The organism is Occallatibacter savannae (assembly GCF_003131205.1).
Classification (GTDB): Bacteria; Acidobacteriota; Terriglobia; order Terriglobales; family Acidobacteriaceae; genus Telmatobacter; species Telmatobacter savannae.
On record NZ_QFFY01000005.1, the window covers coordinates 174,851 to 189,310 of the forward strand.

The 14,460-nt window shown below is 59.8% G+C and carries 10 protein-coding genes; 4 read left to right on the top strand and 6 right to left on the bottom strand.

What is annotated here, in order from left to right:
• Positions 1-12: 12 nt before the first annotated feature.
• Positions 13-504: a Rid family hydrolase gene (locus DHV10_RS18640; RefSeq protein ID WP_109487904.1), complete on the top strand. Its 492-nt coding sequence runs from the start codon at positions 13-15 to the stop codon at positions 502-504.
• Between the two features lie 15 nt (positions 505-519).
• Complete coding sequence (locus tag DHV10_RS18645) at positions 520-2,460, top strand: ABC transporter substrate-binding protein (RefSeq protein ID WP_109487905.1); 1,941 nt, start codon at positions 520-522, stop codon at positions 2,458-2,460.
• A 122-nt stretch (positions 2,461-2,582) separates the two neighbouring features.
• Here the strand turns inward: DHV10_RS18645 and DHV10_RS18650 are convergent, their stop codons facing one another.
• Complete coding sequence (locus DHV10_RS18650) at positions 2,583-4,358, bottom strand: hypothetical protein (protein ID WP_109487906.1); 1,776 nt, start codon at positions 4,356-4,358, stop codon at positions 2,583-2,585.
• Positions 4,359-4,729: 371 nt separating this feature from the next.
• Positions 4,730-7,612: a PIG-L family deacetylase gene (locus tag DHV10_RS18655; RefSeq protein WP_109487907.1), complete on the bottom strand. Its 2,883-nt coding sequence runs from the start codon at positions 7,610-7,612 to the stop codon at positions 4,730-4,732.
• Positions 7,613-7,651: 39 nt separating this feature from the next.
• Between DHV10_RS18655 and DHV10_RS18660 the strand changes: the two genes are divergently transcribed.
• A complete protein-coding gene (locus DHV10_RS18660; RefSeq protein WP_109487908.1) occupies positions 7,652-9,091 on the top strand; it encodes an APC family permease in 1,440 nt (479 codons plus the stop codon).
• A gap of 37 nt (positions 9,092-9,128) precedes the next feature.
• Here the strand turns inward: DHV10_RS18660 and DHV10_RS18665 are convergent, their stop codons facing one another.
• The 3 genes from DHV10_RS18665 to DHV10_RS18675 all read right to left on the bottom strand — a co-directional run bounded on the left by DHV10_RS18665 (position 9,129) and on the right by DHV10_RS18675 (position 13,195).
• A complete protein-coding gene (locus DHV10_RS18665; RefSeq protein ID WP_162601660.1) occupies positions 9,129-10,409 on the bottom strand; it encodes an acyltransferase family protein in 1,281 nt (426 codons plus the stop codon).
• A gap of 278 nt (positions 10,410-10,687) precedes the next feature.
• Entirely contained in the window at positions 10,688-11,800 is a 1,113-nt protein-coding gene (locus DHV10_RS18670) for an AI-2E family transporter (protein WP_109487910.1), read from the bottom strand.
• A 438-nt stretch (positions 11,801-12,238) separates the two neighbouring features.
• Positions 12,239-13,195, bottom strand: a complete 957-nt coding sequence (locus DHV10_RS18675) for an alpha/beta hydrolase (RefSeq protein ID WP_109487911.1) — start codon at positions 13,193-13,195, stop codon at positions 12,239-12,241.
• A 548-nt stretch (positions 13,196-13,743) separates the two neighbouring features.
• On the opposite strand from DHV10_RS18675, the gene DHV10_RS18680 reads away from it, so the two are divergent.
• A complete protein-coding gene (locus DHV10_RS18680; RefSeq protein ID WP_162601662.1) occupies positions 13,744-14,097 on the top strand; it encodes a hypothetical protein in 354 nt (117 codons plus the stop codon).
• A 103-nt stretch (positions 14,098-14,200) separates the two neighbouring features.
• Here DHV10_RS18680 and DHV10_RS18685 read toward each other — a convergent pair whose 3' ends face one another.
• Positions 14,201-14,449 (bottom strand): hypothetical protein, encoded by a 249-nt coding sequence (locus DHV10_RS18685; RefSeq protein ID WP_109487913.1) that lies wholly within the window; start codon positions 14,447-14,449, stop codon positions 14,201-14,203.
• Positions 14,450-14,460: the final 11 nt, after the last annotated feature.

Genomic DNA, 14,460 nt, shown 5'->3' on the forward strand with positions numbered 1-14,460 from the left:
AGCTATAACGCCATGATCGATCTTGCAGAAGTTCTGGAAACCATCGCCAAGGCGCCAGTCAAGAAGCGCGCCATGACCAACCACGGAGTACTGAACGAGGCGTACGCATACGCGAAGCCGAGCTCGTTTTCGCGCGGCATGCGCATCGACCTGAACGGCCTCACCATTCTTCTGATTTCAGGGACCGCTTCGATTGATGAGCATGGGCAAAGCGTGCACATCGGCGACTTCCGCGCGCAGCTTCGCCGAACGTACGACAACATTACGGGCCTGTTGGCAAGCGAAGGCTGCACCTGGCATGACATCGTGCGGACGACCTGCTATCTGCGCGATATCGATCGCGACTACGAAGCTTTCAACGAAGAGCGCACAAAGTTCTTTGCCGAGCAGGGCCTTGATCCTCTGCCAGCCTCGACAGGGATTCAAGCCCATCTTTGCCGTCCCGAACTCCTGATCGAGATTGAAGCGATCGCGATGTTCCGAACGGAGAAGACAGCGAAGTAGCGAAGGAGCAGCGCCATGCGCAGACAGTTGTTGATCGGCTTAGTCGCTGCCGCGATGAGCACCGCATCTGCTCAGCAGACGAGGACTTGCGAGTGCGGGAAGAATCCACCGGATCCCCCGCGAGACCGTGTGGTGAAGCCTTACGCGGGCGAACCGACGGATCTGAGCCCCTATGAGAAGTTTGCGCAGCCCTACGACCTGAACTACGTGAAGCGCAATATCTATGTCGGTGCGGGACGAGATATCCCGGAGCCGAAAGATTTGACGGAGGTCCGCATCGGATTCTTTGCACCGGCGGAGCATAGCCCTGAGAAGCTCTTCGGAGTGCGCATGCTGCACGGGGTGGAGCTGGCACTGGAAGAGGTGAACGCGCGCGGCGGTTATGGCGGCAAGCCGTTCAAGTTGATGATCCACAATGACTACGACAACTGGCAGGCGATGACGGTCTCCGGCGCCGATCGTCCGACGGATGCTGCGATCTGGGGGTCTGCGTCCGACGAGACAGTAAAGATGGTGTACGACGACCAGGACTGGGCGATTTTCGGATCGATCAGCTCGGAGTCAACGCACATCGCTTTGCGCGTTGCGCTGAAAGCGGAGATTCCGATCGTGAACTCTGCGTCCACAGATCCGACGATTCCCGAGACGTATATTCCCTGGTACTTCACGGTTCTGCAGGATGATCGGGTGCAGGGGCTGACGCTAGCGCGGCATATCTATACAGAGCTTGGATTTAAGCGGGTGGCTCTGCTGCGCGTGAACAGCCGGTACGGACGCTTCGGTGTGATCAAGTTTCGCGATGCTTCGCGGCGCCTTGGGCACCCGGTGGTGATCGAGCAGAAGTTCCTGCCCGGAGATAGTGATTTCACGCGTTCTTTGAAAATCATTCAATCTTCGCGCGCCGATGCGATTGTGCTGTGGGCCGACGAGATTCCGGCTGCCAACATCCTGAAGCAGATGAAGGCGCTGGGCATGAAGCAACGCGTATTCGGTGCGTACCGTGCGCTCGGTCCGGAGCTTCTGGCAGAAGCGGGCCCGGCGGCAGAAGGGTTTGAAGCTGTGTTTCCGTACGACCCGACGCGAAAAGATGCAAAGTGGCTCGAGTTTAACCAGCGGTTTGAATCTCGATTCCAGGAGAAGCCGGAGCAGTTCGCGTCGCTCGCGTATGACGCGATGAACGCGCTGCTCGAATCAATTTGCAGGGCAGGGCTGAATCGCGCGCGCATTCACGACGCGCTTGCGGACGTTGAGGAGTACGACGGCGTTACCGGGCATATGGTCTTCGATCCAAACCAGAAGAATGTGGAACACATGTTTCTGGGAACGGTTCATGATGGAGCGATCACGTACAAGCCTGCCACGATGGAGAAGGTTCACCCTGTTGATGAGAGCCGCCCGTCGGAAGCCGGGCAGCAAAGGCCGGATCAAATGCCTTATGCTCGCGTCGGAGAAGACGGGGTGGAATACAACGGTCCGCGCCGGCTTGGAACGGGATTGGCGGGTGTGAAGATCATCGTGTTCGGCAAGCAGGCGAGAGCGGTTGTGGAATCGGAGGAGATGCGCAAGGCACTTCCGGCGGGAAACCGCTGCCAGTTGTTGCCGGTTGCGAGCAATCAGAACTGGGGCGCAGCTTCGACGGAGTTGGTCCGCGACCTCTATGACGAGCATGCGCTGGCGATCGTTGCGCTGGATCGCGATGCCGCTCATCTCGCCGAGCAACTCGCGTTGAAGGCACTCGTTCCAGTGATCGCGATCAGCGATGACAAGAGACTCACGTCGACCAATGTTCCCTGGATTTTCCGCCTGCCGGGATCGGCAACTCCGGTAGAGGCAGTGCGACTGATCAGGTCCGCTTCGGGCGAGGGTGTGCTCAGCGCAGATCGGCTTCGCGAGGTGCTTGCTTCGGGCCGTGAAATCGAGGGGGTTGCGTTCGTCACAACCGGTGAGCCGAAGTGAGAAGAGTAGAGGCGATATAGATTGAGGGGTACTGCGACGCATCGGTCGCCCCTCAGGATGTCCTAAAAGGGAAGGGGCGATCCGTGTGGATCGCCCCTTCGTGTTCTGCCCGTGGCTTGTGTTTACGGGAGGTAGTAGCGGAGCGAGGTGAAGAACATGTTGTCTGTTCCGTTTGCACGGCCGCCGGGGTTGGCGGTGCCGCCCTGTCCGGACCAGAGATCGCGCTCAAACCATGCGTACTGCAGGCCGTAGCGCAGACGTCCCTTGGGGCCGTTGTACATGTTGTACCAGTAGCCTGCGGTGAACTCCTGGACGTCTTTGTTATTGCCGCCGCAGTTGGCCGGGTTGCTGGGGCTGGTAGATCCACCGGCCTTCACTTCGACACGGCAGCCGCTCATGTTGGTGGTGTAGGTTCCGTAGCCGACTTCGGAGTTGCCAACAATCGCGTAGTCACGACCGATGTAGTCGCCGCCGTAGTTTGCGTAGATGGAGAGGCGCGGATTCGGGTTGACCTCGAGAGTGCTGAGAGCCGAGAAGCCGTGCAGCGGGCGGATGGTCGCATCGGGACGGAGCGTGATGTCCGCGATGGTGGACGAGCCGTAGCGACCTACGCCCTCGCCATAGAGACCCTTGAGCCCGACCGAAAGCTTCTTCTTAGCCATTGGAACGCGGAAGCCGCCGCCAACGCCGCCGCCCCACTTGGTGTCGTTGTAGGGTGAGCCGGTGGTCGGGTAGATACGGTCACGGAAGCTCCGGCCGATGCCGAAGAGTTCCCAGTGTCCCCAGCCGGGTTCAGCTGCGATCTTGGCGACGAAGTCTGGCGTGGCGTTGAAGGAGTAGTTCGCGTTCAGGTTGTACAGACCTCCGCCCGTTCCGGGCGAACCGATCAGCAAATTCGTGGGCAGTCCGGAGCCTGAGGGGAAGAGGGCTTCAGCATTCTCAACCGAGATGCCGGCAAAGAACTTCTTGCCGAAATCCTTGCTCGCGCGGAAGCTGTACTGCCGTCCCCAGACGAAGCCGGCTGTGTATTGCGCATCGATGGTCTGCGGCAGGATCTCGGTTCCGCGCGTGAGGCCCGCGGTGGTTTCGGTGGCGAGTGACCATCCCTGACCGCCGGAGAAGTCCCATCCGTTGGTGAATTTCGCATCGGCCCAGAGTTGCCGCTGGCGCATGGTGTAGCTGTTGGACTGATTGTTGTTGGAGGTTACGCCGGCGCTGAGCCAGTCCAACTCGTAGTAGCCGGTCAGCGTGACCTTCTCGAGTTTGCCGACAGCCTTGAGGGCGAGACGCGACTGACGGCCGGAGCCGTAAAACTCGCTTAGGTTGTGCGCGTCGGCGGAGTTCAACGGTACGGACGTGAAGGGCGTGTTGATGTCGCCGCCAACCGCACCCTGACGCCACACTGTTTCCGCAGCCAGGAAGCTGCCGGCTGGCGAGATGGTGATGCCCTTGTAGTGGAGCGCATCTGGATTGTTGAGGCTCTTCTTGATGGCAGAGGTTTCGTCGGAGATGTTGTTCACGATCGAGACGTCTGTTGCCTTGATGTCATTCACCGTGCTCTGAAGGGTAGAGACGGCTGACGCATTGTCGGTGACTGCCTGCTGCTGCGCGGTGGCGTCGGCCTGGGCCTTTTGCGCGGCGGTCTGTGCGTCAGCGGCGGTCTGCTGCGCCTGCTTCAGTTGCGCGTCCTTGGCCGCCAGATCGGACTTGAGGCCGTCGATCTGGGTTTGCATCTCCTGGCGAAGAGCATTGATCTGGTCTTCGACAGTCGGCTTGGGCGGCTTCTTAGCTGCTGCATGTTTCTTCGCAGCCGCGGGGGGATCACCGGCGTAAGCTTGAGTGCCAACGAGACTGGCTGCCAGAACTGCCGCGGCAACCACTTTCATTTGGTATTTCATTGGGCGTCGTTTCCTCTCGAATACTGGTTGATACGTGCAGGCGCATTTGCATCCATCGCGCCTTTGAACTGGGTTCAAACAACATGAAGATGAAGCAGTAATCCGGGTACGAACTGCTAGCGACGAGTCAGGCTCTCTGAGAAGAGCAAGACAACACAGGTGTGGTCTGTTCCTCGTGCTTCTGAGTTCACCCTCGCAGATATTGATGAATATTTGACGAATTCACGTACTTTTAACAGCACTGGAGAGGCAGCAGCGGCGCATGTTAAAGCGGTGTAAATTTACATGCGCGTCATTTTCGGCGCGGCAGAGAAAGGACTTCTTCTGCCGTGCCGCCGTGTCGAGGAGCTGTTCAGTTACTGTGAGGGAAGTCAGTGAGCTTGTGTTCCGCTCGTGCCGGCGCTCAGCAAGTTCGCGAAAATGCGGTAGGCTCCGGGGACTAGTTCAGGGAGCTGACGATAGAGGGCGTAAGCGACGTAAATATAGGTGCCTTTCCCCTGGCGCGTGACAAGGAGCCCGCCACGCTGCGGGTCCTGACCGGGGTCGGCGGTTTCGGTGAGGGCTGTGTAGCCGGGGTCCCATGAGTCAAGGAAGCCGTGTCCGCGTTCTTCTACCCAGTCGCTGAAGTCAGCGGATGTGATCGTGTTGGGCGTCGTCAGGATCGGGTTTGAGGGATCGAGCAGCTTCACAGGAGAATCTTCGTCGACGACGCGCTCGGGCATGCGGCCGTTCATGGAGAGAGGCAGCGGGGCGGGGAAGTCGCCGCTCTGATACTGGACAATGACCGTGCCGCCATTGCGAACGAATTCGTCGAGACGCGGCTGAGCTGTGGTGAGTTCAGGGCGGACAGAGTAGGCGCGTATGCCCACGACGATCACGTTGTAATTGCTGAGATCTCCGGAGATGAGGTCGGCTTTTGAGAGAATCTGAGGCGTGAGGCCCATGCCTACCATGGCCTCTGGGACGAGATCGCCCGGGCCCATCACGTATCCAACGCGAAGACCAGGCGCGAGCTTCACGTCGACCTTTCTGGTTTTGAGCTGTGCCGGCGAGTACTGGTTGTAGGGGCGAAGGCCAGGGTATCCGATGCTGCGCCAGCCGGATTCGTAGGAGCGTCCTGCAGATCGAGCGACTGCCTTGATGGCGTACGCGCCCGTCTGCGCGGCCGCGGGCGTGACGGAGAAGACGATGGGGTCGGAGTCGCCGGCAGCTTTGCGGTGGAAGTCGGCAGTCGCGGGTTCGGAGCGCCATCCTTGCGGGAGATTCAAAGAGACAGTGCCATCCGCAGCGCCTTGTGTGTGGATGGAGACACGTACGGGGAGTGTTCTTCCGTCGAGAGGGAGAATTCGTTCTGAAGGATCGACGCTCACACCGATAGCGGGAGTTACGACGAGCGGCTCGTAGAAGCTGCCCTGCCCGGCGATGTGCTGAAGGGCCTGGACGACTTTGCCGATGCGGATGGGAAGACCGTCGAAAGAAAACTCCGCCCAGGCATCCAGCGGGTACGGTGCGAAGGAGCGGCCGCGCCACTGCGGATTGGAGACGTCGTAGTAGGGCTGCTCGATGTCGGGGCGGGTGAAATAGGGCTTGGTCGGTTCCGCGTTGTCGGCAACGTGGACGGTAAAGACGGGGTCGGAGGTTGGAGCTGCAGGATTGACGGACCCTCCGGTGATGCTGCTCTTCCAGGTGTCCCCGGTGCGGCTTTCAAGCCAGACCTTGTCGAGCTTTGTTTGTGTTGTGGCCTGATAGGCGTGAACTTCGATGTAAAGGTCCTGCCCCGGAGAGACGCTGGTGGCGCTCTCATCGGCGGAGGCACCCCTGAAGACCGAAGCGCCCTGCGCGCTCGGCTTGTTGTTGCGGAAGGCGATCATGTCGAGGCCGAGCGCATCGGCTAGGGCGGATTGGAACTCGTTGATCTTGGTGTCGAGTTCGAAGAGGAGGCCGGCCTTGCTGTGCGCCTCGAGAGCGCTTCCATTCACCTTCTCCCGAAGGGCCAGTGTCTGGCGGTAGATCGGGGCGAGTTGTTGGGCGGTCTTAGGTCCGGAGTTGCACGGGCAGCCGGATGCGAGCTGGTGAACGTCGTTTTCGATGGACTTGAGGCTGCTCGTGAGCCACTGCGGCGGCTCTTTCAGGGAGCTGGCGATTCCGGAGATCGAAGTGTCGATGTGAACTCGGGAGTTTGCGTAAAGGCTGCTGTTTGTCGCGGTCTGTGATGTGTTCGCGGTTTGCGCGCCTGAAGCGACTGCCCAGAGATGGTAGTTGCCTGTTGCGGGACTGCTAAGCAGGGGGGCGGCTCCGCCATATTGAGATTTCTGCTCACCCCAGCCTTCGTGGGCTATCTGGCCGTACGTGCGCCCAAGGGTAAAGTCGAATGAGCCGACGGGAAGCTGTGCATCGCTTGAGGGGGAGGTGGAAGAGGACTCGCCAGTGATGTAGTTGCGGAATTTCGCGGGCGACCACTTGCCCGTTGCGTAGTCGAACATGCCTTTGCTGGTTACGGGCGCGAAGGGGGTGCGGGAGTAGACGGCGAGCGGCTGCCAGGGTTGCAGACCGAGTCCGCCCTCGGAGACGGGCTTGAGCTGATCGGGGAAGACGTTGGGGTCTGGCGCGGCTTTGAAGACTTCCTGCGCGATCTCGCCGGAGACCTGATGCTGGCCGTGACCATCGGTGATGCCGCCGACGAAGGTAGAGACGATGACCTGTGGGCGCTCGCGGCGCACGGCGAGGACTGCGTCGTAGAGGACGCGATCGTGGCCCCACTTCTGAAATGCTTCTTCCTGTGTTTTGGAAAAGCCGAAGTCGACTTCGGTTCCCCAGAGCTGTTTGGCGCCGTAGAACTCGTCGGCTCGGAGGAGCTCATTCGTACGGATGATGCCGAGTGCGTCGTAGGTATCGGCGGACATGGCGTTCTGTCCGCCTTCGCCGCGGGTGAGGGTGAAGGAGGTGACGCGCACTCCGAGGCCGCGCGAGAGATACGTGAGCAGAGATCCGTCTTCATCGTCGGGATGAGCGACGATGAACATCATGCTTGCGGTAGTTCCGAGCCGCTTGAGAGTTTGCTCGAGCTTTGCTTCGCCGCGGTCTTCGGGCAGGGGGAGCGCGACGAGCTGCGGCTCTGAAGAGGGCAGTTGCGGAGCGGGGGCGGGTTGCTGCGCTGGAAGGGGCGGCAACAGGCTAGCGAACAGAGCGGCCAGAATCGATGCTGCAGCTGCGTATTTGGCCGAGGCGCGAGAGACTCCCGGGGCGAAGAACATGGTTGTGGTCAGTGTACAATCCGTGCAGCACCGCGGTTCATGAACCCACCTGTGTCGACCTCCAGCGAATCAGCCCAGAAGCAATCCGGAAATCTAGAACGGCGGATCGGGCTGCGATCGGCAGTGCTCTTTAACATGCTGGAGATGATCGGCGTGGGGCCGTTCATCACGCTGCCTCTCATCATTGCGGCTGCCGGATACAGGCTCTCGGTGTGGGCGTGGATTCTGGGCGCAGTGATTGCGGTGGCCGATGGGCTGGTGTGGGCCGAACTGGGCGCGGCATTTCCGCGAGCGGGCGGATCGTATGCGTTTCTGCGGGAGATCTACGGGCCGGACCGTGCGGGAAGCTGGCTGAGCTTCCTTTATGTATGGCAACTAAGTTTCTCGGCGCCGTTGTCGATTGCGTCAGGGTGCATTGGGCTGTCGAGCTTTCTGGGGTGGTTCTGGCCGGGGATTAATGGTGCGCCGATTGCGGGGCTACCTGGATTGCATTATGCGAACTTTGCGGCCGCGACTGCGTGCCTGCTGGTGACTGCGCTTCTGTATCGCAGGCTGAGTGTGGTGACGGGAACGGCGTGGGTGCTGTTTGTGGGCGTGATGGCTGCGATGACGGGCGTGATCGTTTCAGGATTTGCGCATGCAGCGGCTAGCGGCGGATGGCACATGCCGCCTTCACCAGCAATGGCGGCGGGGGCTGCTGTAGGTGGTCTGGCGCAGGCGACGCTGATTGCTACGTACGACTACTGGGGCTACTACAACATCACCTTTCTGGGCAGCGAGGTGCGGCAGCCGGAGAAGACGATTCCGCGGGCGATTCTGCTTTCGGTGTTGTTCGTGGCGACTCTGTACGTAGTGATGAATCTGTCGGCGCTACCTTCGATGCATGATGCAGCGGTGCATGTGAAGGAAAGCGCAATCCTACGGTTGCAGTTAGTGGCGGAGATAGCGCGGTCGGCTTTTGGGCAGTGGGCAGGGTATACGGTGGCGGCGCTGGTGATGTGGACGGCATTCGCTTCCGTGTTTTCGCTGTTGCTGGGCTACTCGCGCGTGCCGTTTGCGGCGGCGCAGAGCGGGAACTATTTTCGGTTCCTAGCCGCGGTTCATCCCAAGCATGGGATTCCGCACCGATCGCTGGTGGCGCTGGGACTCGTGGCGTCGGTGTTCTGCTTCTTCAGCCTGCAGCAGGTGATTACGATGCTGGTGATCACGCGCATTCTGCTCCAGTTCTTTCTGCAGCATGTGGGCGTGATGATCTTGCGCGTGAAGCGACCGGAGATGGAAAGGCCATTTCGGATTCCGCTGTATCCGTTGCCTCCGCTGCTGGCGATGGCGGGATTTGTGTTTGTTCTTGTGAACCGGAGCGAAGCCCTGACGGGACTGGCGGTTGCGGCGGGGATCGCGGTGAGCGGAACGCTGATCTACTTTGTGCGGGCGCGCCGGATAGGGCAGTGGCCGTTTAAAGCAGGGTTTCGGGAGTAGGAGACGAAGGGACAGAGAGACAGAGGGATGCGGTGAGCTAATCCTTGGAAGGACGGCGAGCGATTTCAAGGTTGAGGTTCTTGATGTACGGGCTGGGGATTGGGGCGGGTAGGTGTTGATGGAAGGCGACGGCTCGCTCCGGGTTCGGGAGGTGCTGGGGGGTGCGGTCGGCGCCGTACTTGAGGCGGCCTTTCAGGCTCATCAGGGGACGTTCGATGCATAGGTAGGTCAGATACGAGAGCACGAAGGTCGTGCAGAGGGCCATGCCCGCAGATGCCAGAGCCGCGAGCGGTCGACTCATGTAGACGGCCAGTTCACTTTTCACCTTGATGAAAAAGAAGTCTACGTATGTCAGGTGGAAGACATAGAGGCTGTAACTCAGTGCGCCGACCATGCAGATCCACTTTTGACTGCACATCCTGTTCAGCAGACTGCCCTCTTCGAGGACGGCCACCACGACGGCTAGCGCAGTGAAGTTGGCCAATGTAATCCAGGTTTCCTTGCCGGCATAGGTCGACATTGCCCAGCTCTCGCCCTTGATGAAGCCGAGTGAGGCGGTCAAGATGGCGCCGCCGATGACAACCCACTTCGCGAGGGGAGTGCACTTCTGCATCCAATTTGTGCCGCTCACCAGGTTCAGCAGCACTCCGAGGAGCACTGCATCGACGCGATTGAACGTGACAAAGCTCATATCGCCGACGGAAATCGGGAGAAGCGGGGACGCAAGCCGCAAGACGCAGCAGGTTGCGATCAATCCACTGCAAATCCAGATGAGCTTGGTTCTGTCACGGAAGCGCCAGACAATCAGCGGCCAGAGAAGGTAGAACTGCTCCTCGACGGCGAGCGACCAGAAATGGGTCATTCCGACGGAACCGTTCATCCGCGCTTCGTAGCCGGGAAACAGATTCTGTACGTAGAGATAGTGGAGCCAGAAGTAGCCATCGACTTGCATGCGATGGATGACGAAGAACAAGAGGATTGCAGTCAGGGTGAGGTAATAGACGGGGAAGACACGCAGAATCCTTCGAAAATAGAAAACCTTGAAGAAGCCTTCGCGATTGCGTGTGTGATACAGGATGCCGCCGATCAGATATCCCGACAACACGAAGAAGGCCGGGACGGCGAAGACGCTTATGGATCGGATTGCTGTGCAGAACCTGAAGAGGAAGGTGTCGGGGCGCAGCTCTTTGACCGGCGACAGATAGTGTCCGCAGAACACCAGAAGAAAACCGTATCCGCGAATGCCTTCGAGGCACGGGAGATATCTTCTTTTGGGATCGATCGTCTGGTCCTGGCGCATAGATGTGTTGAAACCCATTCCGTCCGCGGTGCAGCACAGCGCCGTCAAGCAGCGTCGGATAGGCGTTCCCTCGACTCCTGAACATGAACAGCCAATGGAATCGCGATCGTTTACACGAAAAACCGCAGATGATCGCCGTGGATCAACGTCATTGCTCACTTTAGCTTCAACGCGGGCGCGATGAACTAGCCAAGTGGTCGTATTGGGTCACACGAAGGTGTTACGGGATATCCATTAGCAGGCGAGCCGGATTTGATTCAAATGGGCAGCACGTCTCAGTTGATTGCTGGTGAGGATCAGTCTGATGCGGCCGGTTGAGCGATCGAGGATTGGCGGTAGGAAGTCGAAGATTGATCTCTCGAGTTCTGGTGCATGCGCCGCCAGATGATGCGGAGGATGGCGGCGACGGGAACGGAGACGAGCGCGCCGACGACGCCGGCGATTTCGCCTCCGGCGAGTACGGCGAAGATTTGCAGGAGCGGATTGATCTCGAGGGACTTGCCCATGATCCGCGGGGCGTTGACATAGTCCTGGAGAAGTCGCCAGATTGCGATGAAGGCGAGGAGAAGCAGCATATGGGAGTAGCCGGCGAGTGCCGGGATGAGCAGGGCACAGAGAGCGGCTATCGCTGGACCGACGACGGGGATGAATTCGAGGAAGCCGGCGAGTGGGCCGAGGATCAGGGCGTATGGGACGCGCAGGACGGAGAGCACGAGGCTGTAGGCGACGAGGGTGAGCAGGGCGAGAATCATCTGCGAGCGGATGTAAGAGCCGAGCATGACGTTGACGTCGGCAGTGAGGCCATTGATGAGGATGCGGTCTTCCGGGTCGGAGGCGATGCCGCCGATGTTGGCTGCAATCTTTTCGCCGTCCTTGAGAAAAAAGATTGCAAGGATGGGGATGAGGAGGAGCCACCAGATGTGGGTGGCAGGTTTGGCGAGGGAGCGGCCGATGTCGGCGCCGATAGTCGAGAGCGCGTCGCTGTGGTTCTGGAGAATCGACTGGATTGCGTTGACGCGGTCTGCAGGCCAGTGGTGTTTCTGCGCGAAGGCCTGGAGGAGTTCTCCCGATGATGCGCGATTGAGAAGTTCGGGGAGTTTGACGGCGAGGTCGCGTGTCTGTTCAGAGAGCGTGGGGGCGAGGAGGAAGATGAGGCCCGTAATTACTCCGGCGAGCAGGAGATAGACGGCGCCGATCGCGGCGATGCGGCTGCGAAGCGGCTTTTCCAGGCGGTTGACCAGGGGAGCGAGGAAGTACGCGAAGAGGATGGCGAAGAGGAAGAGAGTGAATGTTTCGCGAGCGGCACGGACGAGGTAGAGGATGAGGATGATGATTGCCGAGGTATAGAGGACGCGGGCGGTGGTCCAGTGCCAGAGGCGGAGAGGGAAAGGGGGGCGAGCATCCTGCATGATGGGTTCGCGTCGCCGCGCGATTAACTGAGCATCTGGTTTGGGACTGGGCGGCACCGGTTCTCCTTGCAGGACATGATGGACTGCTGCGGGTCGGGATCGTCTTGGGTTGGAGGGTTGTGACGGGCTGGGGGTTGTGCGGGAGAGACAGTCGGTTGAACCGCAGGTCTCCACGGGGCGGAGCTGTCTTGTATCCAGGTCTCGAAAAGCAGGGGACCCTTCGACAAGGCTCAGCCAGGCTCTGGGACACTCGTTCCCACGTCTCAAAAGCGAGACGTGGGGCACCCGGCTTCGGCTTCGGGCGCTTAGTAGTGAGGGATTCAGCTTCCCGATTGCTTTAGTTTGTTCCCAGGTATTCCATCCTTCCACCAGTTTGCCGTCCACAATGCGAGCGATATTGATGCCCGGCAGCGATTTCCTCTCACGTTGCCGAGATTGCTAGCGGCTTGTGCCGGTGGTCGACGGGAGCTTTTCGACGGTGAGGAGACCGTGCACGCGGAGCCAGGTTTCGAGGAGGATGGGCCATTGGTCGAGGGCCTGATCGCCTTTGCCCAGGCCTACGCCGTGGGGGCCGCTTTCGAAGACGTGGGCTTCGGCCTGGACTCCGGCTTTGAGTTCGGCCTCGTAGAAGCGGAGGCCCTGTTCGATGGGGACGGTCTGGTCGTTCTCGGTGTGGAACCAGAAGGTGGGTGGGGTCTTGGCGGTGACGAAGAGATCCGGCGAGTAGGCTTTGCGGAGGTCTTCGCAGCGGTCCATCACGTTAAAGAGCTTGCAGTAGCTGAGGTGGGAGGTGTCGGACGAGATGGCGCCGATCCAGGGATAGCCGAGGATGAGGAAGTCCGGGCGGGATGAGACGCGCTCGATGGGGTCGGTTGAGTCCGGAGAGCCATCGACGGGTTGGGTGGCTGCGAGGGCGGCGAGGTGTCCGCCGGCGGAGAAGCCGATAAGGGCGATGCGGTTGGGATCGACGTGATAGTCGAGTGCGCGGGCACGGACGGTCTGGATGGCGCGGCGAGCGTCGAGTAGGGGGACGGGGAGGATGTAGCCATCGGAACTGAGTCGATAGCGGAGGACGAAGGCGCGGAATCCGCGGGCGTTGAACCAATTGGCTATTTGGCGGCCCTCGAGGTTGGTGGCGAGATGGGCGTAGGCCCCGCCGGGGAAGATGACGACGGCCGAGCCGTTTTCGTGTCCGGGCTGGGGATCAAAGATGGTGAGGGTGGGGACGTCTTCGCAGGCGGTGCCTTTCGACTGCCGGGCGGCCCCGGTCCAGAGGCGGATGGTCTGCACGCCGAGGAAGGGGTTGTTTTCGCCGGGAGTTGCGCAGGGGGCGTTCTGCTTCTGGGCCTGGGCGAGGAGGGCGCTGGAGAACAGCAATGCAATCAAGAGCTTCATGGATGAGAACTCCGGTATGGCGGAAATTATAGAGGCAGGGAACAGGGGGACAAGGGAGCAAAGGGACAAGGGGACGAGAGAGCAAAGGGACAAGGGGACGAGGGGACGAGGGATTAGGAATTAGGGATTAGAGATCAGTGGTCAGAGATCAGAAGCAGACATTCAATTGGGTTGGTGTGCCCCCGCCCCCTCCCATACAGCTTGTAAACAAGTGTCCTGTTTTCTTCTACCTGCACAAGAGCGTGCGCTCCAAGTGTGTCCAGGGATTGGACTTAGCTGTAAGTGTCTCTAAGGTAAGAGGTTTTGTTCCTCGTGCGATCGTTCCTCCTTGTATCCGGAGCCCGCGAATTGAGCTGCGTCGAGCTTTGATCCAAGTATGCGCTTCTGGGTGGAAATTGACTGCAACGGAAAAGGTGATGGGAGGCACAGGGCGAGGTGACGAGGGGACAAGGGGATGAGGGGATCAGGGAAGCTGATCGGAGGGGACGTTACTTTTGCGGGCGGGGTCACGACTTTTGGTCAACGTTACCTATGAACCTTTGGCATGAGTGACGTTCTATGTACGACAGTGCAACACTTGTGGGGTGTTGCCGTGCGCTCAATGCGAGGAGTTCCTGGACGGGCTGAGTTTCGAGAAGCCGCGGGAGTACCTTGAGTTTGCATTGAGAGTGCTGAGGGTGGCGGAGGCGGGAACGCTGGAGCTGCTGGAGAGCACGTGCACTCTGCAGGATCTATTTAAAGAAGAGTGGCCCGCCGATATCGTTGAGCACAACTTGGAGTGCGCGACGTGCGGCAGGAAGTTCCAGCTCTTTGCCGATACCTATCGGGGCCATGCGGGGTGGGGATTGACGGGACCTCCTGTCAAGCTGGCCGCGTTGGAAGAGGCGGCCAGCTCGACTTAAGTTCGGTCACAGAGTGCTTCGGAGTTGAAGCACCGACGCTCCCGCTCATCCGCGATGAGACTGCGGATGAATGGGACCCAACTTAGGAGCAACTCGTCTTCGGTCAGCTTTCGTCTTCGGGATCTGCGATATCGAGAATCTTCAGCTCATTGGTGAGGCGGCGGTATTCCTTTTCGAGCTCCTCGGCACGCCAGGAGATCTTTCCGAGATTTGCTCCGGTGGTCGTTAGGATCGAGAGGAGCTTGCGTCTCTCCTCTTCGCAGATCTCCAACCGCGCTTTGAGGGCGGCGATCCTGCTTTTCCGCCGGTAATCCATGCGCACGATTAGAGCCAGATTCGCGCTGACCGTCAATAGAGGCGAAG

Coding starts and splice junctions, on each gene's coding strand:
- DHV10_RS18660 (WP_109487908.1), top strand. CDS start 7,652: ATGAACCCACCTGTGTCGACCTCCAGCGAATCAGCCCAGAAGCAATCC.
- DHV10_RS18655 (WP_109487907.1), bottom strand. CDS start 7,612: ATGTTCTTCGCCCCGGGAGTCTCTCGCGCCTCGGCCAAATACGCAGCT.
- DHV10_RS18645 (WP_109487905.1), top strand. CDS start 520: ATGCGCAGACAGTTGTTGATCGGCTTAGTCGCTGCCGCGATGAGCACC.
- DHV10_RS18640 (WP_109487904.1), top strand. CDS start 13: ATGATCGATCTTGCAGAAGTTCTGGAAACCATCGCCAAGGCGCCAGTC.
- DHV10_RS18675 (WP_109487911.1), bottom strand. CDS start 13,195: ATGAAGCTCTTGATTGCATTGCTGTTCTCCAGCGCCCTCCTCGCCCAG.
- DHV10_RS18670 (WP_109487910.1), bottom strand. CDS start 11,800: ATGCAGGATGCTCGCCCCCCTTTCCCTCTCCGCCTCTGGCACTGGACC.
- DHV10_RS18665 (WP_162601660.1), bottom strand. CDS start 10,409: ATGGGTTTCAACACATCTATGCGCCAGGACCAGACGATCGATCCCAAA.
- DHV10_RS18650 (WP_109487906.1), bottom strand. CDS start 4,358: ATGAAATACCAAATGAAAGTGGTTGCCGCGGCAGTTCTGGCAGCCAGT.